The sequence below is a fragment of the Pseudomonas sp. P4795 genome, from assembly GCF_048822895.1.
GTDB lineage: Bacteria > Pseudomonadota > Gammaproteobacteria > Pseudomonadales > Pseudomonadaceae > Aquipseudomonas.
On the sequence record NZ_JBMFBT010000004.1, the window covers coordinates 426,859 to 443,709 of the forward strand.

The 16,851-nt window shown below is 59.8% G+C and carries 21 protein-coding genes; 10 read left to right on the plus strand and 11 right to left on the minus strand.

Annotated features, from left to right (window positions below):
• The first annotated feature begins 102 nt into the window (after positions 1-102).
• The 4 genes from ftsY (at position 103) to rpoH (ending at position 4,202) form a co-directional block, all read left to right on the plus strand.
• Positions 103-1,542, plus strand: coding sequence for a signal recognition particle-docking protein FtsY (gene ftsY, locus ACOI8A_RS14070; RefSeq protein ID WP_420651294.1), 1,440 nt, complete (start codon positions 103-105; stop codon positions 1,540-1,542).
• A complete protein-coding gene (gene ftsE, locus ACOI8A_RS14075; protein WP_095057385.1) occupies positions 1,539-2,210 on the plus strand; it encodes a cell division ATP-binding protein FtsE in 672 nt (223 codons plus the stop codon). Before ftsY ends, ftsE begins: the two co-directional genes overlap by 4 nt.
• Positions 2,207-3,232 (plus strand): permease-like cell division protein FtsX, encoded by a 1,026-nt coding sequence (gene ftsX, locus ACOI8A_RS14080; RefSeq protein ID WP_420647367.1) that lies wholly within the window; start codon positions 2,207-2,209, stop codon positions 3,230-3,232. The genes ftsE and ftsX overlap by 4 nt, the downstream gene beginning before the upstream one ends.
• Before the next feature lie 115 nt (positions 3,233-3,347).
• Positions 3,348-4,202, plus strand: a complete 855-nt coding sequence (gene rpoH / locus ACOI8A_RS14085) for an RNA polymerase sigma factor RpoH (protein ID WP_420647366.1) — start codon at positions 3,348-3,350, stop codon at positions 4,200-4,202.
• Between the two features lie 147 nt (positions 4,203-4,349).
• Here the strand turns inward: rpoH and mtgA are convergent, their stop codons facing one another.
• Complete coding sequence (gene mtgA / locus ACOI8A_RS14090; protein ID WP_420647365.1) at positions 4,350-5,072, minus strand: monofunctional biosynthetic peptidoglycan transglycosylase; 723 nt, start codon at positions 5,070-5,072, stop codon at positions 4,350-4,352.
• Positions 5,073-5,146: 74 nt separating this feature from the next.
• Here mtgA and ACOI8A_RS14095 point away from each other — a divergent pair, with 74 nt between their 5' ends.
• The 4 genes from ACOI8A_RS14095 to trmB all read left to right on the plus strand — a co-directional run bounded on the left by ACOI8A_RS14095 (position 5,147) and on the right by trmB (position 7,388).
• Positions 5,147-5,518, plus strand: coding sequence for a DUF423 domain-containing protein (locus tag ACOI8A_RS14095; protein WP_420647364.1), 372 nt, complete (start codon positions 5,147-5,149; stop codon positions 5,516-5,518).
• Positions 5,519-5,597: 79 nt separating this feature from the next.
• Positions 5,598-5,798 carry a sulfur carrier protein ThiS gene (gene thiS / locus ACOI8A_RS14100; RefSeq protein WP_420647363.1) on the plus strand — a complete coding sequence of 67 codons (201 nt, stop codon included), beginning with the start codon at positions 5,598-5,600 and terminating at the stop codon, positions 5,796-5,798.
• A gap of 60 nt (positions 5,799-5,858) precedes the next feature.
• Positions 5,859-6,653, plus strand: coding sequence for a thiazole synthase (locus ACOI8A_RS14105; RefSeq protein WP_420647362.1), 795 nt, complete (start codon positions 5,859-5,861; stop codon positions 6,651-6,653).
• A gap of 9 nt (positions 6,654-6,662) precedes the next feature.
• Positions 6,663-7,388, plus strand: a complete 726-nt coding sequence (gene trmB, locus ACOI8A_RS14110) for a tRNA (guanosine(46)-N7)-methyltransferase TrmB (RefSeq protein ID WP_420647361.1) — start codon at positions 6,663-6,665, stop codon at positions 7,386-7,388.
• Between the two features lie 124 nt (positions 7,389-7,512).
• Here the strand turns inward: trmB and ACOI8A_RS14115 are convergent, their stop codons facing one another.
• The 9 genes from ACOI8A_RS14115 to ACOI8A_RS14155 all read right to left on the minus strand — a co-directional run bounded on the left by ACOI8A_RS14115 (position 7,513) and on the right by ACOI8A_RS14155 (position 14,292).
• Entirely contained in the window at positions 7,513-7,836 is a 324-nt protein-coding gene (locus tag ACOI8A_RS14115; protein WP_008083808.1) for a DUF3392 domain-containing protein, read from the minus strand.
• Positions 7,837-7,871: 35 nt separating this feature from the next.
• Positions 7,872-9,077, minus strand: a complete 1,206-nt coding sequence (gene hemW / locus ACOI8A_RS14120; protein ID WP_420647360.1) for a radical SAM family heme chaperone HemW — start codon at positions 9,075-9,077, stop codon at positions 7,872-7,874.
• The gene (rdgB, locus tag ACOI8A_RS14125) at positions 9,074-9,670 is read right to left on the minus strand and encodes an RdgB/HAM1 family non-canonical purine NTP pyrophosphatase (protein WP_420647359.1); all 597 of its coding nucleotides are present in this window, start codon (positions 9,668-9,670) and stop codon (positions 9,074-9,076) included. Before rdgB ends, hemW begins: the two co-directional genes overlap by 4 nt.
• Positions 9,667-10,101: a DUF4426 domain-containing protein gene (locus ACOI8A_RS14130; protein ID WP_420647358.1), complete on the minus strand. Its 435-nt coding sequence runs from the start codon at positions 10,099-10,101 to the stop codon at positions 9,667-9,669. Before ACOI8A_RS14130 ends, rdgB begins: the two co-directional genes overlap by 4 nt.
• A 26-nt stretch (positions 10,102-10,127) precedes the next feature.
• Positions 10,128-10,748, minus strand: coding sequence for a methionine biosynthesis protein MetW (gene metW / locus ACOI8A_RS14135; protein WP_420647357.1), 621 nt, complete (start codon positions 10,746-10,748; stop codon positions 10,128-10,130).
• Between the two features lie 7 nt (positions 10,749-10,755).
• Entirely contained in the window at positions 10,756-11,895 is a 1,140-nt protein-coding gene (gene metX / locus ACOI8A_RS14140) for a homoserine O-succinyltransferase MetX (RefSeq protein ID WP_420647356.1), read from the minus strand.
• A gap of 267 nt (positions 11,896-12,162) precedes the next feature.
• The gene (locus ACOI8A_RS14145; protein ID WP_420647355.1) at positions 12,163-12,753 is read right to left on the minus strand and encodes a YggT family protein; all 591 of its coding nucleotides are present in this window, start codon (positions 12,751-12,753) and stop codon (positions 12,163-12,165) included.
• Positions 12,754-12,763: 10 nt separating this feature from the next.
• Positions 12,764-13,582 carry a pyrroline-5-carboxylate reductase gene (gene proC / locus ACOI8A_RS14150; protein ID WP_420647354.1) on the minus strand — a complete coding sequence of 273 codons (819 nt, stop codon included), beginning with the start codon at positions 13,580-13,582 and terminating at the stop codon, positions 12,764-12,766.
• A 23-nt stretch (positions 13,583-13,605) separates the two neighbouring features.
• Complete coding sequence (locus ACOI8A_RS14155) at positions 13,606-14,292, minus strand: YggS family pyridoxal phosphate-dependent enzyme (RefSeq protein ID WP_420647353.1); 687 nt, start codon at positions 14,290-14,292, stop codon at positions 13,606-13,608.
• Between the two features lie 56 nt (positions 14,293-14,348).
• Here ACOI8A_RS14155 and ACOI8A_RS14160 point away from each other — a divergent pair, with 56 nt between their 5' ends.
• On the plus strand, positions 14,349-15,383 hold the full coding sequence (locus tag ACOI8A_RS14160) for a type IV pilus twitching motility protein PilT (RefSeq protein WP_420647352.1): 1,035 nt from the start codon (positions 14,349-14,351) through the stop codon (positions 15,381-15,383).
• Positions 15,384-15,487: 104 nt separating this feature from the next.
• Here ACOI8A_RS14160 and ACOI8A_RS14165 read toward each other — a convergent pair whose 3' ends face one another.
• A complete protein-coding gene (locus ACOI8A_RS14165; RefSeq protein WP_420647351.1) occupies positions 15,488-16,105 on the minus strand; it encodes a C40 family peptidase in 618 nt (205 codons plus the stop codon).
• A gap of 248 nt (positions 16,106-16,353) precedes the next feature.
• Between ACOI8A_RS14165 and ACOI8A_RS14170 the strand changes: the two genes are divergently transcribed.
• Complete coding sequence (locus ACOI8A_RS14170) at positions 16,354-16,788, plus strand: NINE protein (RefSeq protein WP_420647350.1); 435 nt, start codon at positions 16,354-16,356, stop codon at positions 16,786-16,788.
• Positions 16,789-16,851: the final 63 nt, after the last annotated feature.

Genomic DNA, 16,851 nt, shown 5'->3' on the forward strand with positions numbered 1-16,851 from the left:
TTGCGCGTGAACAAGCTGAGTGAATAACAGTCTGTTCTGCATCGAATATTCAATTGCCGGGGCGCCCATGGGCGCGTCGCCACCGTGAGATAGCCGTCCTCCATGTTTGGTTCCAACGACGACAAGAAGACCCCAGCTGCGGCTGGCGAGAAGAAAAGCCTGTTCGGATGGCTGCGTAAGAAACCGCAGGAACCCGTCGTCGAACAGCCGCCTGCGATTCCTGAGCCAGCTCCTGAGCCTGCTCTTATAGAAGAAGCGCCGGCGCCGGTTGTGCTGCCGATTACCGAGCCAGTGTTGCAACCGGTGGTCGCGGCAGAGCCTGAGCCTGGAGTGGCCGCCGAGCTGCCGCTGACGCCAGTTGCCGAGCCTTGGTTGACCTTGCCGGTGGCGGAAGAGTCAGTGGCGCTGGTTGAAGAAGCTGCACCGCATGTGACGCCGACGATTCCTGCGCCAGTCGTTGAGGCCGCGCCTGTTATCGCCGAGCCTGAGCAGGTTGCTCCGGTCGTCGAAGTGCCTGCGCCTGCACCCGTTGTCATTGCTGAGCCGGTAGTCGTTGCAGTTGACGCGCCAGTCGAGTCCGCTGCCGAAGCACCGCGCACAGAGGAAACCAAGGCCGGCTTCTTCGCCCGTCTCAAGCAAGGTCTGTCGAAGACCAGCGCGAGCATCGGCGAGGGCATGGCCAGCTTGTTCCTCGGCAAGAAAATCATCGATGACGAGCTGCTCGACGACATTGAAACCCGCCTGCTGACCGCCGACGTTGGCGTCGAAGCGACTTCGGTGATCATCCAGCGCCTGACGCAGAAGGTCGCCCGCAAGGAGCTGGCCGACGCCGACGCACTGTACAAATCGCTGCAAGCCGAGCTGGCGGCGATGCTCAAACCGGTTGAACAGCCGCTGAAGATTTCTTCGCAGACCAAGCCGTTTGTGATCCTGGTGGTTGGCGTCAACGGCGCCGGCAAGACCACCACCATCGGTAAACTGGCGAAGAAACTGCAACTGGAAGGCAAGAAAGTCATGCTGGCCGCCGGTGACACCTTCCGTGCCGCTGCGGTCGAGCAATTGCAGGTGTGGGGCGAGCGCAACAAGATTCCGGTGATCGCCCAGCACACCGGCGCCGACTCGGCTTCGGTGATCTTCGACGCCGTGCAAGCCGCCAAGGCCCGTGGCATCGATGTGTTGATCGCCGACACCGCCGGTCGTCTGCACACCAAAGACAACCTGATGGAAGAACTGAAAAAGGTTCGCCGGGTGATCAGCAAGCTCGACGCGGATGCGCCGCACGAAGTGCTGCTGGTGCTCGATGCCGGCACTGGCCAGAACGCCATCAACCAGGCCAAACAATTCAACCAGACCGTCGAACTGACCGGTCTGGCGCTGACCAAGCTCGACGGCACCGCCAAGGGCGGGGTGATTTTCGCCCTGGCCAAGCAGTTCGGCCTGCCGATCCGCTACATCGGCGTCGGCGAAGGCATCGACGATTTACGTACCTTTGAAGCAGAACCCTTTGTCCAGGCATTGTTTGCCGAGCGGGAGCGTGCATGATTCGTTTCGAACAGGTCGGTAAGCGCTACCCGAACGGTCACGTCGGCTTGCATGAGCTGAGCTTTCGAGTGCGCCGCGGTGAGTTCCTGTTTGTCACCGGCCACTCCGGTGCCGGTAAATCCACGCTGTTGCGTCTGCTGCTGGCGATGGAGCGCCCGACCAGCGGCAAATTGCTGCTCGCCGGGCAAGACCTGAGCACCATCAGCAATGCGCAGATTCCGTTTCTGCGTCGGCAGATTGGTGTGGTGTTTCAGAATCACCAGCTGCTGTTTGATCGCACGGTGTTCAACAACGTCGCGCTGCCGTTGCAGATCCTCGGTTTGTCCAAAGCCGAAATCGCCAAACGTGTGGATTCGGCGCTGGAGCGCGTCGCGCTGTCGGATAAAACCGATCTGTACCCCGGCGACCTGTCCACCGGACAGCAACAGCGCGTCGGCATTGCCCGCGCCATCGTTCACCGTCCGGCCCTGCTGCTGGCGGACGAACCGACCGGTAACCTCGACCCGCGTCTGGCGGCGGAGATCATGGGCGTGTTCGAAGACATCAACCGTTTGGGCACCAGCGTGCTGATCGCCAGTCACGACCTGGCGCTGATCGCACGCATGCGCCATCGCATGCTGACCCTGCAACGCGGCCGATTGATCGGTGACGGGGAGGCTGCGGAATGAGTGCGACACGTAGCCCCAAGGTTTCCGAGCGCGTGGCCCCGAAGGCCGCCGATCCGCAACCGGCGAAGAAGAAAAAACACGACGATGATGACGGCCCGGACTTCGCGACGCTGTTCCGCGCCTGGGTCGAAAGCCATCGCGCCAGCCTGCTCGACAGCCTGCGTCGTCTCGGCAAGCAGCCAATCGGCAGCTTCTTCACTTGCATGGTGATGGCCGTTGCGCTGAGTTTGCCAATGGGCCTGTCATTGCTGCTGAACAACGTCGAGCGTCTCGGCGGTTCGTGGCAGCGTGCGGCGCAGATCTCGTTGTACCTGCAACTGGATGCGAGTCCGGAGCAGGGCGAGAAACTGCGCGAACAGATCAAAGGTATGCCTGGCGTTTCTGATGCTGAATATGTCGGCAGTGATCAGGCGCTGGAAGAGTTTCAGCAACAGTCCGGACTGGGCGAAGCCCTGCGCGAGCTGCCTGAGAACCCGCTACCCGGTGTAGTTCTGGTAACGCCGAACGAAGTCGACAAGACCACGCTGGAAGCATTAAGACAAAAACTTTCCGAGCTGCCCAAGGTACAGCAGGCACAACTTGATCTAGTCTGGGTCGAGCGTCTGGCCGCCATCCTCAAGCTCGGTGACCGTTTTGTCTTCGGTCTGACGGTGCTTCTGGTGTCTGCATTACTTTTGGTGATAGGCAATACCATTCGTCTTCATATTGAAAACCGCCGCACCGAGATAGAAGTGATTAAACTCGTCGGCGGCACTGACAGCTATGTGCGGCGTCCTTTCCTTTATATGGGCGCACTGTATGGCTTCGGTGCGGGGCTGTTGTCCTGGGGTGTATTGGCGTTTGGTCTGGACTGGCTGAACGATGCGGTGGTTGGCCTGGCCGGTTTGTATGGCAGTGATTTCGCGCTGGCCGGAGTGCCAGTTGCCGACGGTCTGTCGCTCTTGCTTGGCGCGGTGCTGTTGGGTTATATCGGTGCATGGATTGCAGTCGCACGCCACCTCAGGGAGCTGGCGCCGAAGTAGAATCTTTTTTGCGCGTGATTGGCCTCACGGTTTTTTAGGGAACTCGTACTTGAATTCCCGGTCAATTTTTCGCAGTGCTGAAAAGCACGAGTATGTAAGTCGGAGGTTTTTTCGTATGACCAATTCTTTGCAACCTGCGTACGCGTTGGTTCCAGGCGCAAACCTGGAAGCCTACGTGCACACCGTCAACAGCATTCCATTGCTGACGCCGGAGCGGGAGCGTGAACTGGCCGAGAGTCTCTATTATGAGCAGGATTTGGGGGCGGCTCGGCAGATGGTGCTCGCCCACCTGCGGTTTGTTGTACACATTGCCCGTAGCTACAGCGGTTACGGTCTGGCTCAGGCTGACCTGATCCAGGAAGGCAACGTCGGCCTGATGAAGGCTGTGAAGCGTTTCAACCCGGAAATGGGCGTACGTCTGGTGTCCTTCGCGGTGCACTGGATCAAGGCCGAAATTCACGAGTTCATCCTGCGCAACTGGCGGATCGTGAAAGTCGCGACCACCAAGGCTCAGCGCAAGCTGTTCTTCAACCTGCGCAGCCAGAAGAAGCGTCTGGCTTGGCTGAACAACGAGGAAGTCCACCGTGTGGCGGAGAGCCTCGGTGTCGAGCCGCGTGAAGTGCGTGAGATGGAAAGTCGCCTGACCGGTCATGACATGGCCTTCGACCCGGCTGCAGAAGCCGATGACGACAGCGCTTTCCAGTCGCCGTCCAACTATCTGGAAGACCACCGGTATGACCCGGCCCGTCAACTGGAAGATGCCGACTGGAGCGACAACTCCAATCACAACCTGCACGAAGCACTGGAAGTGCTGGACGAGCGCAGCCGCGACATCCTCTACCAGCGCTGGCTGGCGGAAGAAAAAGCCACGCTGCATGACCTAGCGCAGAAGTACAACGTGTCGGCCGAGCGTATTCGTCAGCTCGAGAAGAGCGCGATGAACAAGCTCAAGTTGTCGATCGCCGCATAACCGGTGCCTCGGCAATAAAAAACGCCCCGATCATCACTGATCGGGGCGTTTTTTTATGCGCGTATTTCAGGAGCTGCATCAATCCCTGTGGGAGCTGGCAAGCCAGCTCCCACAGGGATTTCGAAAGTTTGGAAGATGTGTGCCCGGCTATTGGGTCCAAGGCGCCCGTCGCGAATCATTGAGCGTCAGCAAATAGCTGTCCCCGCCCAACTGGCTCATCTGCTGACGAATCCACCCGGCGCGGCGCGACACATAACCGGTCGGATGGCTCGCGCTCCACACTCGTGGATTCGGCAGAACTGCCGCCAGATAACTCGCCTGCTGCCGTGACAGTGACTTGGCGCTCACGCCAAAGTGATGTCGCGCTGCCGCTTCTGCGCCAAACACGCCGTCGTCCCACTCGACGCTGTTCAGATACACCTCGAGAATCCGCTGCTTGGGCCAGAACACTTCGATCAGCGCGGTGAACCAGGCTTCCAGACCTTTGCGCAGATAGCTGCGACCCGACCACAAAAACAGATTTTTCGACACTTGCTGACTCAAGGTGCTGGCGCCGCGAATCGAACCGCCCAACTCGTTGTGCGCCAGTGCCGCCTGAATCGCGCGCAGATCAAAACCCCAGTGCTCAGGAAATTTCTGATCTTCGCCGGCAATCACCGCAACCTTCAGGTCATCGGAGATTTCATCCCACGGCTTCCAGTTGCGTTGCAGATCAATCGGCTCGCCATCGACCCACGATTCAATTTTGCGCTCGACCATCAGCGCGGTGCCCGGTGGCGGCACGAAGCGAAATACCAGCACCAGCAATACGCTGCCGCCCGCGAACCAGAGCAAGGCCTTGATGAAACGACGAAAAATTAAACGCAGCATAGAGATGGCTTGGCCGAACCCGTAGAGCGGGCCATTATACAGACCCTGCCGACCGAGTCTGACTGGAGTTCCAAATGCTGCGTGGCTTTCTGATGCTGGCCGCTTTTTTCGGTTTCACTGGCGTCGCCCTCGGCGCTTTTGCCGCTCATGGCTTGAAAAACCGCCTGACGCCCGAGTATCTGGCGATCTTCCACACTGGCGTCACCTATCAACTGGTGCACGCACTCGCGCTGTTTGGCGTAGCGCTGCTGGCCACGCAGATTCAGGGTCGGCTGATCACTTGGGCAGGGATTTCGTTTGCCGTCGGCATCTTGCTGTTCTCCGGCAGTCTGTACCTGCTGACTACCATCGGCATTGGCAAACTCGGGATCATCACCCCGTTCGGTGGCCTGGCATTTCTGATCGGCTGGATATGCCTCGGCCTGGCCGCCTGGCGTTTGCAGTAACCGCTTGACGCTTGGTGCTGACCTTTGGGTCATGAACGGGCTAGAATGCCAGCCCCTAAAAATGATGGCGGCATCCGGCATGCGCATTCAGTTGAACGGCGAATCCCTTGAACTGCCCGACGGTGAAACCGTTGCGGCCCTGCTGACCCGTCTGGATCTGACCGGACGCCGGGTGGCGGTCGAACTCAATCTGGATATCGTCCCGCGCAGCCAGCATGCCGAGACTGCTTTAAGCGACGGCGATAACGTCGAAGTGGTGCACGCCATCGGCGGCGGCTAATCATCCGGCCTGCATCGGCCGAGCATTCTGCAAGTCCCTCACCCCAACAGAGGATTTCCCATGAGCATCGTTCGTAGCGACAAGCCTTTTGTACTGGCCGGTCGTACTTACCAGTCGCGTCTGCTGGTCGGTACCGGCAAGTACCGTGACATGGAAGAAACCCGCGTGGCCATCGAAGCCTCGGGTGCCGAAATTGTCACGTTCGCCGTGCGTCGCACCAACTTGGGCCAGATCGCCGGCGAGCCGAACCTGCTCGAAGTGCTGTCGCCGGATCGCTACACGTTCCTGCCGAACACCGCCGGGTGCTTCGATGCGATCGAGGCCGTGCGCACTTGCCGTCTGGCCCGTGAGCTGCTCGATGGGCACAATCTGGTGAAGCTGGAAGTATTGGCCGACCAGAAAACCCTGTTCCCCAACGTGATCGAAACCCTCAAGGCCGCCGAAGTGCTGGTCAAGGAAGGTTTCGACGTGATGGTTTACACCAGTGATGACCCGATCATCGCCCGGCAACTGGCGGAAATCGGCTGCATCGCGGTGATGCCGCTGGCCGGTCTGATCGGTTCGGGTCTGGGCATCTGCAATCCGTACAACCTGCAGATCATCCTCGAAGAAGCCAAAATTCCGGTTCTGGTGGATGCTGGTGTTGGTACTGCTTCCGACGCCACCATTGCGATGGAGCTGGGTTGCGATGCGGTGCTGATGAACTCGGCACTCGCCCACGCGCAGCAGCCAGTGATGATGGCTGAAGCCATGAAACACGCGATCGTCGCGGGCCGTCTGGCCTACCTCGCCGGCCGCATGCCGAAAAAACTCTATGCCAGCGCCTCTTCGCCGCTGGATGGTCTGATCAAGTAAGAGCTACTGATGACTGAATCGAACGACACGCCAATCCAGACGGAAGAAGGCGACGAGCGCCAACACCGCCGCATCAAGAGTTTCGTGATGCGCGCCGGGCGCATGACCGAAGGCCAGCAGAAAGGTCTGGATCAGGGCACGCCGCTGTTCGTCCTGCCATTGGCCGATGCGCCGGTGGATTACGACCAGGTGTTCGGCCGCTCGGCGCCGCGCTCGCTGGAAATCGGTTTCGGCATGGGCCACTCGCTGCTGGAAATGGCCGCCGCTTCGCCGGAGCAGGATTTCATTGGCGTCGAGGTTCACCGTCCGGGTGTCGGCGCGCTGCTCAACGGCGTGCTGACGCAAGGCCTGACCAACCTGCGGGTCTACGATTGCGATGCGATCGAAGTGCTCAACCGCTGCATCGCTGACAACAGCCTTGATCGGCTGATGCTGTTCTTCCCCGATCCGTGGCACAAGAGCCGTCACCACAAGCGCCGTATCGTTCAGGCGTCCTTCGCTGAGCTGGTGCGCAGCAAGCTCAAAGTCGGCGGTATTCTGCACATGGCCACCGACTGGGAACCGTACGCCGAATACATGCTGGAAGTGATGAACGTCGCTCCGGGCTACCGCAACCTCGCCGAAGACGGCAAGTGCGTGCCACGCCCGGCCGAACGCCCGATCACCAAGTTCGAACGCCGTGGCGAACGACTTGGGCATGGCGTGTGGGATCTGAAGTTCGAAAAACAATCCTGAGCATCACGCCATCCACTGTAGGAGCTGCGGCACGCTGCGATCTTTTGATCCTGATCCTTAAAATCAACATCAAAAGATCGCAGCGTGCCGCAGCTCCTACAGTTGTTTTGGGTGTGCTGAAAAGTCAGCGGCGGTCTGCGACTACGCCAATAAGCACCAGCACCACCAACAACACCGGCGCCAGGCTGTAGTTGTTGAACTGGCTCAAGCCTTTGATCACCCACGGCGTGGCGTAGATCAACGCCGCGCCGCTGCCGATCAGGCACAGCAGCGCCATCAGGGGCACGCGCAGGGCGCCGGCGATGCTGCCCAGGCGTTGCTCGACCCAGCCTTTGAAGTCGGCGCCGAACAGCACCAGCAGGCAGCCGACCAGCGCCAACGCGATTTCCGAAAGGTTGCTGCGGCTCCAGCGGGACACGGTGGCGAGCAGGTCGAGAATCAAATCCATGGGTTTTTCCTTGGGGCTGCCGTTGGGCGTTGGGCTCAGCTCAGAAATTTCTGCAGCAAGTCGTTGAGGAACAGTTGTCCGCGCTCGGTGGCCGCCAGACGTGACGGTTCGACCTGCAACAAGCCGCTTTGTTCTGCCTCGCGGCGGTGTTCGTCGAGGCTTTCCAGCGACAGGCCGGTGCGTTCCGGATACAGGCGCGATTCGACGCCAGCAGTCAGACGCAGTGCGTTCATCAGAAACTCGAACGGCATTTCGTCATTGGTCAGGGCTTTCTCGCCCGCCTGATAATGCTTGGCCGGGTTGAGATAGTCCTTCGGCAGCCGCGTCTTCCAGGTGCGCACGATGCGCCCGTCCGGATGGCTGAGTTTGCCGTGAGCACCGGCGCCAATGCCGATGAAATCGCCGAAGCTCCAGTAATTGAGATTGTGCCGCGCCGCGCGACCCGGTTGGGCATAAGCTGAAACTTCATACTGCGCGTAGCCGTGCTCGGCCAGCAGCGCTTGCCCGGCCTCTTGAATGTCCCACAGCGTGTCGTCTTCCGGCAGCACGGGCGGTTGGTTCCAGAACACTGTGTTCGGTTCCAGCGTCAGTTGATACCAGGACAAGTGTGTAGGATTCAGCGCGATGGCCTGGCGCAGATCACTCAAGGCGTCGTCCAGTGACTGGTTGGGCAAACCGTGCATCAAGTCCAGGTTGAAGTTATCGAACCCGGCCTGGCGTGCCATGCCAGCAGCACGCACCGCTTCGTCACCGTTGTGGATCCGCCCAAGCGCTTCAAGCTTTTGTTGCTGAAAACTCTGGATGCCAATCGACAGGCGATTGATGCCCAGTTTGCGGTACGCGACGAATTTTTCCTGTTCGAAGGTGCCGGGGTTGGCTTCCAGAGTGATTTCGATGTCGTGAGCAAACGTGATGCGTTGTTCAACACCTTTCAATAGCCGCCCAAGCGCTTCAGCGCTGAACAGGCTTGGCGTGCCGCCGCCAAAAAAGATCGAACTCAACTCGCGCCCGTAGACCGCGTGCAGATCCTGATCGAGATCGGCGAGCAGCGCGTCGACGTACTCCTGCTCCGGCAGCACCGGGCTGGCGGTGTGCGAGTTGAAGTCGCAATACGGGCATTTGCGTACACACCACGGGATGTGGATGTACAGCGCCAGGGGCGGCAGCGTTGTGAGCGGTGCCCGAGGCGAGGAAGCGGCGCCGCCAATGATCAGCGACGACGCGGAGGAATCGTGAGTCATTTCAAGCCCAGACGCTGGCGCAGCAGAACCATTGCACGGGCGCGGTGGCTGATCTGGTTCTTGTCGGCCGGGCTCAGTTCGGCGCTGGAAACTTCGCGCTCCGGCACCCAGAACAGCGGGTCGTAGCCGAAACCGTGTTCGCCGCTGGCGGCGGTCAGGATGCGCCCGTGCCACAGGCCTTCGCAAAGGATCGGCAACGGATCGTCGGCATGTCGCACCAGCGCCAGTACGCAAACGAACTGCGCGCCGCGCTCGGCTTCAGGCACATCCTTCAAGGCATCCAGCAGTTTGGCGTTGTTCGCCGCATCGCCTTTACCGTCGGCATAGCGTGCCGAGTAGATGCCCGGCGCGCCGCCGAGAAAATCCACCGCCAGGCCCGAGTCATCGGCCAGCGCCGGCAACCCGGAGATGCGCGCCGCGTTGCGTGCCTTGAGGATCGCGTTTTCGACGAACGACAGACCGGTTTCTTCCGGTTCAACCTGGCTCCACTCGCCAATCGAGCGCAGTTGCACCGATTCGCCGAGCATGGCCTGGAGTTCTTTGAGTTTGCCGGCGTTATGGCTGGCCAGTACGAGCTGTGTGAGGTTCATCATTCGCCGGGGAAAAGTTCCTGGTTGAAATTGATGGTGTCTATCTTGTCGCCGGTCTGCACTTTGATCTCAAAAGTGCGCACTTCCTGCTGCTCTACCGGGTACTGGGCGATGTAGTAGATCGCGCCTTGTTCGGTGATCTGGCGGAAGGTCAGCGGCACGCTCTGGCTGGTCAGGTCTTTGACCGTGCCAGTCACCTGCGCGATGACTGGCTTGCCAGCCTTGATCACCGAGACGTTGATCACGCCTTGATTCTTGCTGCGGATCAGCTCGGCAGCCTTGGCGATGTCCGGCGTCAGAAACGTCGAGTTGAAGGTGTTGTAGTGCACCGTCACCTCGCCGAAGGTTTGCTTGCGCTCGCTCTTGATCACGTCGGCGGCCATGGCACTGATGCTCAGGCAAGCGGTTAACACGAACAACGCTAGACGACCCATGATCTCTCTCCTCGAAATGGCGTGTTTCAGACCGCGATCTGGTGATCCGCAAGCCCGGGGCTGCTGACGCGGTAGATACCGATCTCACCCAACAGATTAGGCCATAGCTTACTGGCCCACCCGTGGCGGTGCTGTTGATCCACGGCAAGCCGATCAATGACCTTGGCTTCACGTTCGCGGCACAGTTCTTCAAAGTCTTCGAAGGTGCAGAAGTGGATGTTCGGCGTGTTGTACCAGGTGTACGGCAGAAACTCCGACACCGGCATCCGCCCCTTGCTCGCCAGGTACCAGCGGCAGCGCCAGTGACCGAAGTTGGGGAAGGTGATGATGCACTGACGCCCGACCCGCAGCATTTCGTCGAGGATCTTGTCCGGGTAATGCACGGCTTGCAGCGCCTGCGTCATCACCACTACGTCGAAACTGTTGCTGGCGAAGTTGCCCAGGCCCTTGTCCAGATCCTGCTCGATGACGTTGACGCCTTTGGCCACGCACTGCGCGATGTTGTCGGCGTCATTTTCCAGGCCATAACCGGTGACCTGTTTGTGGTCGCGCAGCCAGGTCAGCAACTCGCCGTCACCGCAGCCGAGGTCGAGCACGCGGCTGCCGGCGGGGATCCATTCCTGGATGATTTCCAGATCAGCTCTCATGGCTTTCTCACAACGTAATGCGGTTCATGTAATTGCCGAACGCCTGCAAATAGCGCGGGATCGGAATCAGGAAGGCGTCGTGGCCCTGCGGCGCGTCGATCTCCAGGTAGCTGACGTCCTTACGCGCGGCCATCAGCGCGTTCACCAGTTCCCGCGAGCGGGCAGGGGAGAAGCGCCAGTCGGTGGTGAACGACATCACACAGAACTTGGCCGTAGCGTTGGCGAAGGTTTTCGCCAGGTCATCATCGAAGTTCGCCGCCGGATCGAAGTAATCCAGTGCTTTGGTCATCAACAGATAAGTGTTGGCATCGAATCGCCCGGAGAACTCCTCGCCCTGATAGCGCAGGTAGCTTTCGACCTGGAACTCGACACTGTGGAAGTCGTAGTTGAGCTTTTCGCTCTTCAGGCCACGGCCGAATTTCTCGCCCATCGAATCATCGGACAGATACGTGATGTGCCCGACCATGCGCGCGAGCATCAGGCCGCGCTTGGGGATTACGCCGGCTTCCTGGAACGAGCCGCCATGGAATTCCGGGTCGGTGAGGATCGCCTGACGCGCCACTTCGTTGAAGGCGATGTTCTGCGCCGACAGCTTGGGGGCCGAGGCGATGGCCAGGCAGTGGCGCACGCGATCCGGGTAAGTGATGGTCCATTGCAGCGCCTGCATGCCGCCGAGGCTGCCGCCGATCACTGCCGCCCACTGGCCGATGCCGAGCAGGTCAGCGAGACGCGCCTGGCTGTGCACCCAGTCTTCCACGGTCAGTACCGGGAAATCGGCGCCGAAGGGCTTGCCGGTCTCCGGGTTGATGCTGCTCGGGCCGGTGGAGCCGTTGCAGCCGCCGAGGTTGTTCAGGCTGACCACGAAGAATTTGCTGGTGTCGATCGGCTTGCCGGGGCCGATGCAGCTGTCCCACCAACCGGGCTTGCGGTCGTCGACGCTGTGATACCCGGCGGCGTGATGATGGCCGGACAACGCATGACAGATCAGCACGGCGTTGCTCGCCTGCGCGTTGAGCGTGCCGTAGGTTTCATAGATCAGGTCATAAGCGGGCAGCGACCGGCCACAGGCCAGGGCCAGCGGTTCGCTGAAGTGCGCCGTTTGCGGCGTCACCAGACCAACAGAATCGGGGGGAAAGGCAGCTGGCATCGACCCTGCTCTCGTTGAAATGAGGCGTAAGTCTAAAGACCGGGGGGGTTAGCAGCAAGCGGCCCTCACCCTAACCCTCTCCCGGAGGGAGAGGGGACTGACCGAGGCGATCTTCAGAGCTACGCCGACCTGAAATTTCCGCGCCGGACTCCGGTCTCGGAAACAACACAGCTGAGCTCCCTCTCCCTCGGGAGAGGGCTGGGGTGAGGGGAGAGGCCGACACGGAATCAGACCGAACAACGCCCACACCGCCCCAGCAAAAACCGATCACATCAACAAACGCAATATCTCCGGCATCATCGTCATCGCCGCCAGATTGTTGATCACCAACATATCGATCAGCTTCAACACCAGGAAGGCAAAAATCGGCGACAGATCCAGGCCACCAAGATTTGGCAGGAAACGCCGGAACGGCGCCAGCGCCGGTTCACAGATCTGGTTCACCAGTTCAGCACCCGGGTTATGGCTGCCCGGTGCGACCCAGGACAGGATGATGCTGATGATCATTGCCCAGAAGAAGATCTTCAGGAACAGCGCGGCCACGCCGATCAGCGACCAGATAAACAGTTGCAGCGGATTGCCGGTGGTGCCGTAAGTCAGCAGCAGGGTCAGCGCCATCAGCGCCAGTTGCACCAGAATTGCCAGTACCAGCGACGACATGTCCAGACCGAACATGCTCGGGATGATCCGGCGCAGTGGCTTGAGCAGCGGCTGGGTGGCTTTGACGATGAACTGGCAGAGCGGGTTGTAGAAGTTCGCGCGCACCAGTTGCAGGACGAAGCGCAACAACACGATCAGCAGATACAGACTGCCGAGGGTTTGCAGCACGTAAACCGCTGCGGTGTTCAATCCAATCATGTAAGGCTCCTTATTTGCCCAGTTGTTCGGCCATTTCGGCCGAGCGGTGCGCGGCGGCGCCGAGTGCTTTTTCTACCAGCGCTTCGAAGCCGCCAGCCTGGAACGATTTGATCGCGGCTTCAGTGGTGCCGGCCGGTGAGGTCACGCGACGGCGCAGTTCAGCGGCGTCGACATCGCTGGAAACGGCCATATGCGCGGCGCCGAGGGCGGTTTGCAAGGTCAATTGTTCGGCGGTTTCTTTTGGCAGACCGAGTTTGACGCCAGCGGCAGTCATGGCTTCGATCAGCAGGAAGAAGTACGCCGGGCCGGAGCCAGACACCGCAGTCACCGCATCGAGTTGCTGCTCTTCGTTCAGCCACAGCGCAATGCCGACGGCGGACAGCAACTCTTCGGCCTGCTGACGCTGCTCGGCAGTCACTTCGCTGGTCGCGTACAAACCGCTGACGCCTTGGCGCAGCAGCGCCGGAGTATTCGGCATGCAGCGCACAATCGGCTGCTCGCCGAGCCACGCGGTCATGCTCGCGCAAGTGATGCCGGCAGCAATCGAGACAATCAGTTGATGAGGTTTGAGGCTCGGGCGAATCGCTTCGCACACGGCTTTCATGGCTTGGGGTTTGACCGCCAGCACTACTACGTCGGCGCCGTCGATGGCCTGAGCGTTGTCGGCGAAGGTTTCGATGCCGTGTTCGCGGCTGACGCGCGCGCGGGTTTCTTCACCCGGATCGCTGGCGCGGATCAGCGCGGCGTCCAGACCCTTGGCCCGCAGGCCGCCGATCAGGCTGGCGGCCATGTTGCCGGCACCGATAAAGGCAATACGTGTGTCGCTCATGTCTGATCCTTATCTGGAAATGTTCAAGATTGGGAATAGTCTCTGGCGCCAAACAGGGCCGTACCAATACGTACCCATGTCGCGCCTTGGGCAATGGCCGACTCGAGGTCGTGGCTCATGCCCATGGAAAGTGTGTCGAGCGGCAGATTGAGGCTCGCTTGCAATTGCTGCACGGTGGCAAACGCGGCGTCCTGTTCGGCGCGCTCTTCGGTCGGCTCGGGAATCGCCATCAATCCGCGCAACTTGAGGCGTGGCAATGCGCTGATCGCCTGGGCCAATGCAGGCAGATCCGCCGGGGCACAGCCAGACTTGCTGGCTTCACCGCTGACGTTGACCTGAATGCAGATGTTCAGCGGCGGCATGTCCGCCGGGCGTTGTTCGGACAGGCGTTGGGCGATTTTCAAACGATCCACAGAGTGCACCCAAGCGAAATGCTCGGCGATGGCGCGAGTCTTGTTCGATTGAATGGGGCCGATGAAGTGCCAGATCAAGGGCAGGTCGGCCAGTTCGAGCTGTTTGGCCAAGGCTTCCTGCAGATAGTTCTCGCCAAAATCCCGCAGGCCGGCGGCGTACGCTTCACGCAGGGCTGCGGCGGGTTTGGTCTTGCTCACGGCCAATAGCTGGACGCTGTTTTCGGCGCGCCCGGCGGATTGGGCGGCGGCACGGATGCGCGAACTAACCTGAACAATGTTGTCTGCTATCGTGGACATCAAGAGGCGCCAGCGGTCTGAAGGTTCGCGGCATTCTACTGGAATTGAGGGACGCTATGGATATCACTGAACTGCTGGCCTTCAGCGCCAAACAGGGCGCTTCCGACCTGCACTTGTCGGCCGGATTGCCGCCGATGATCCGCGTAGATGGCGATGTGCGGCGGATCAATCTGCCGGCGCTCGATCACAAACAAGTGCACGAATTGATCTACGCCATCATGAACGACACCCAGCGCGTGGACTTCGAGAAACATCTCGAAACCGACTTTTCCTTCGAAGTACCCGGAGTCGCGCGGTTTCGGGTCAATGCCTTCAACCAGAATCGCGGCGCCGGGGCAGTGTTTCGTACCATTCCATCGAAGGTGCTGAGCATGGAAGACCTCGGCATGGGCGACGTCTTCCGCAAGATCACCGACGCCCCGCGCGGGCTGGTGCTGGTCACCGGGCCGACTGGCTCGGGCAAGTCGACCACGCTGGCGGCGATGATCGATTACCTCAATACCCATCGCCATCACCACATCCTGACCATTGAAGACCCGATTGAATTCGTCCATGAATCGCGCAAATGCCTGATCAATCAGCGTGAAGTCCACCGTGATACCCGCAGTTTCGCCACAGCGCTGCGTTCGGCATTGCGTGAAGATCCGGACGTGATTCTGGTCGGCGAGATGCGCGATCTGGAAACCATCCGCCTGGCGCTGACCGCCGCGGAAACCGGACACCTGGTGTTCGGCACGCTGCACACCACGTCGGCGGCCAAAACCATCGACCGGGTGGTGGACGTGTTTCCCGGTGACGAGAAGTCCATGGTGCGTTCGATGCTCTCGGAATCGCTGCTGGCGGTGGTGTCGCAGACGCTGATCAAGAAGATCGGTGGCGGTCGGGTGGCGGCGCACGAGATCATGCTCGGCACGTCGGCGATCCGTAACCTGATCCGCGAGGACAAGGTCGCGCAGATGTATTCGTCGATTCAGACCGGTGGGTCGTTGGGCATGCAGACACTCGATATGTGCCTGAAGGAACTGGTGACCAAGGGCTTGATCAGCCGCGAGCATGCGCGAGAGAAAGCGCGTACGCCGGATAATTTCTGAGGGCCAAAAGCAAAAGATCGCAGCCTGCGGCAGCTCCTACAGGGAAACGCTAATCCCGTGTAGGAGCTGCCGCAGGCTGCGATCTTTTGATCTTGCTGTAAGGCTTAGCGCTGAACCACGCGCAACTGGTTCGGTTCTTTCGGCAACACACGCTTGGCAACCACGTAGTGTTTTTCCCAGTACGGCTTGTTCAGTGTGTCGATGCTCACCGACTTGCCACGACGCGGTGCGTGGATAAAGCGGTCGTTGCCCAGGTAGATGGCAACGTGATTGACCCGACGACTCTTGATGTTGAAGAAAATCAGATCGCCCGGCTTCAGATCCTTGCGTTCGACTTTCTCGCCGTGGCCGCTGGCCATGGCGTTCGAGGTGCGTGGCAGGTCGAACGTGGCGTCGTTGAACGCGTATTTCACCAGACCGCTGCAATCGAAGCCTTTACTTGGGCTGCTGCCGCCCCAACGATACGGAGTACCGAGGACGTTTACCGCGCGGCTGAGGACATTACTGCTTTCCTTGCTCGCCATCGGTGGCACCAGCTTGCTGTTGCCTTTGCTGCTCAGCGTGGTGATTTTGCTCTGCTTGCTCTTGTTCGAGGGAGCAGAAGCATGGGATTTCGGGGTGAAACCGTTAACGTTGGGAAGACGTTGCTCACGATTGGTGGCGTGGGCGGCCAGTGGCAGTAACAGGCAAATGGTTAGCCATGTCTTGAAAAATGGTCGCATTAGGCGTGGCTCTTAAGTGATAGCGCGCAACTTTATAACAGCTTTTTTGTCCCTTCCGAGGCCGTTGGTCGATTCAAGCGGCGGGCAACGGAACCAAATAAGCGGCAAATTGACGCGATTGTCGGACACGAGTCCGATGCTATAAGGCTTTGACGGACGTCACCCTAACATTTGCCATACGTCGGCTACCTGTAAAAAAGTCACAAAGAATTCAACAATATTTATCTATCGCGTGCATCGAGGTCTTAATGAGCAGCTATCAGCTACCCCGTGTGAAAGAAAAAGACACCCACAGCAAATTCATCGGTTACCTGCTGTGGATATTCGGATTTACCGGCGCGCACCGCTTTTATTACGGCAAGCCGGTGACCGGGACGATCTGGTTTTTCACCCTTGGATTGTTGGGAATCGGCTGGCTGATCGACCTGTTTCTGATCCCGGCAATGGATCGCGAAGCAGATCTGCGTTTCACCGCAGGGCCGATCGAGTACAACGTGGCGTGGATTCTGCTGGCGTTTCTCGGCGTATTCGGCGTGCACCGGATGTATCAGGGCAAGTGGATCAGCGGTTTGCTGTACTTGCTGACGGGCGGGTTGTTCTTTCTGGGCGTGCTGTATGACTTCTGGACGCTGAACGATCAGGTCTCGGTGCGCAACGCCGAGAATCGCGGCGCCTTCCAGTAAGCAATCGCCAGCCTGCTGGCGATTGCAGCAACGCTGAGTGAAGATCAAAAGATCGCAGCCTGC

Coding starts and splice junctions, on each gene's coding strand:
- rdgB (WP_420647359.1), bottom strand. CDS start 9,670: ATGATGAACCTCACACAGCTCGTACTGGCCAGCCATAACGCCGGCAAA.
- ACOI8A_RS14145 (WP_420647355.1), bottom strand. CDS start 12,753: ATGATTGGATTGAACACCGCAGCGGTTTACGTGCTGCAAACCCTCGGC.
- ACOI8A_RS14115 (WP_008083808.1), bottom strand. CDS start 7,836: ATGGATTTGATTCTCGACCTGCTCGCCACCGTGTCCCGCTGGAGCCGC.
- ACOI8A_RS14165 (WP_420647351.1), bottom strand. CDS start 16,105: ATGCGACCATTTTTCAAGACATGGCTAACCATTTGCCTGTTACTGCCA.
- hemW (WP_420647360.1), bottom strand. CDS start 9,077: ATGACTCACGATTCCTCCGCGTCGTCGCTGATCATTGGCGGCGCCGCT.
- proC (WP_420647354.1), bottom strand. CDS start 13,582: ATGAGCGACACACGTATTGCCTTTATCGGTGCCGGCAACATGGCCGCC.
- ACOI8A_RS14130 (WP_420647358.1), bottom strand. CDS start 10,101: ATGGGTCGTCTAGCGTTGTTCGTGTTAACCGCTTGCCTGAGCATCAGT.
- thiS (WP_420647363.1), top strand. CDS start 5,598: ATGCGCATTCAGTTGAACGGCGAATCCCTTGAACTGCCCGACGGTGAA.
- ftsE (WP_095057385.1), top strand. CDS start 1,539: ATGATTCGTTTCGAACAGGTCGGTAAGCGCTACCCGAACGGTCACGTC.
- rpoH (WP_420647366.1), top strand. CDS start 3,348: ATGACCAATTCTTTGCAACCTGCGTACGCGTTGGTTCCAGGCGCAAAC.
- mtgA (WP_420647365.1), bottom strand. CDS start 5,072: ATGCTGCGTTTAATTTTTCGTCGTTTCATCAAGGCCTTGCTCTGGTTC.
- ACOI8A_RS14155 (WP_420647353.1), bottom strand. CDS start 14,292: ATGTCCACGATAGCAGACAACATTGTTCAGGTTAGTTCGCGCATCCGT.
- ACOI8A_RS14170 (WP_420647350.1), top strand. CDS start 16,354: ATGAGCAGCTATCAGCTACCCCGTGTGAAAGAAAAAGACACCCACAGC.
- ACOI8A_RS14095 (WP_420647364.1), top strand. CDS start 5,147: ATGCTGCGTGGCTTTCTGATGCTGGCCGCTTTTTTCGGTTTCACTGGC.
- ftsX (WP_420647367.1), top strand. CDS start 2,207: ATGAGTGCGACACGTAGCCCCAAGGTTTCCGAGCGCGTGGCCCCGAAG.
- ACOI8A_RS14160 (WP_420647352.1), top strand. CDS start 14,349: ATGGATATCACTGAACTGCTGGCCTTCAGCGCCAAACAGGGCGCTTCC.
- metW (WP_420647357.1), bottom strand. CDS start 10,748: ATGAGAGCTGATCTGGAAATCATCCAGGAATGGATCCCCGCCGGCAGC.
- ftsY (WP_420651294.1), top strand. CDS start 103: ATGTTTGGTTCCAACGACGACAAGAAGACCCCAGCTGCGGCTGGCGAG.
- trmB (WP_420647361.1), top strand. CDS start 6,663: ATGACTGAATCGAACGACACGCCAATCCAGACGGAAGAAGGCGACGAG.
- ACOI8A_RS14105 (WP_420647362.1), top strand. CDS start 5,859: ATGAGCATCGTTCGTAGCGACAAGCCTTTTGTACTGGCCGGTCGTACT.
- metX (WP_420647356.1), bottom strand. CDS start 11,895: ATGCCAGCTGCCTTTCCCCCCGATTCTGTTGGTCTGGTGACGCCGCAA.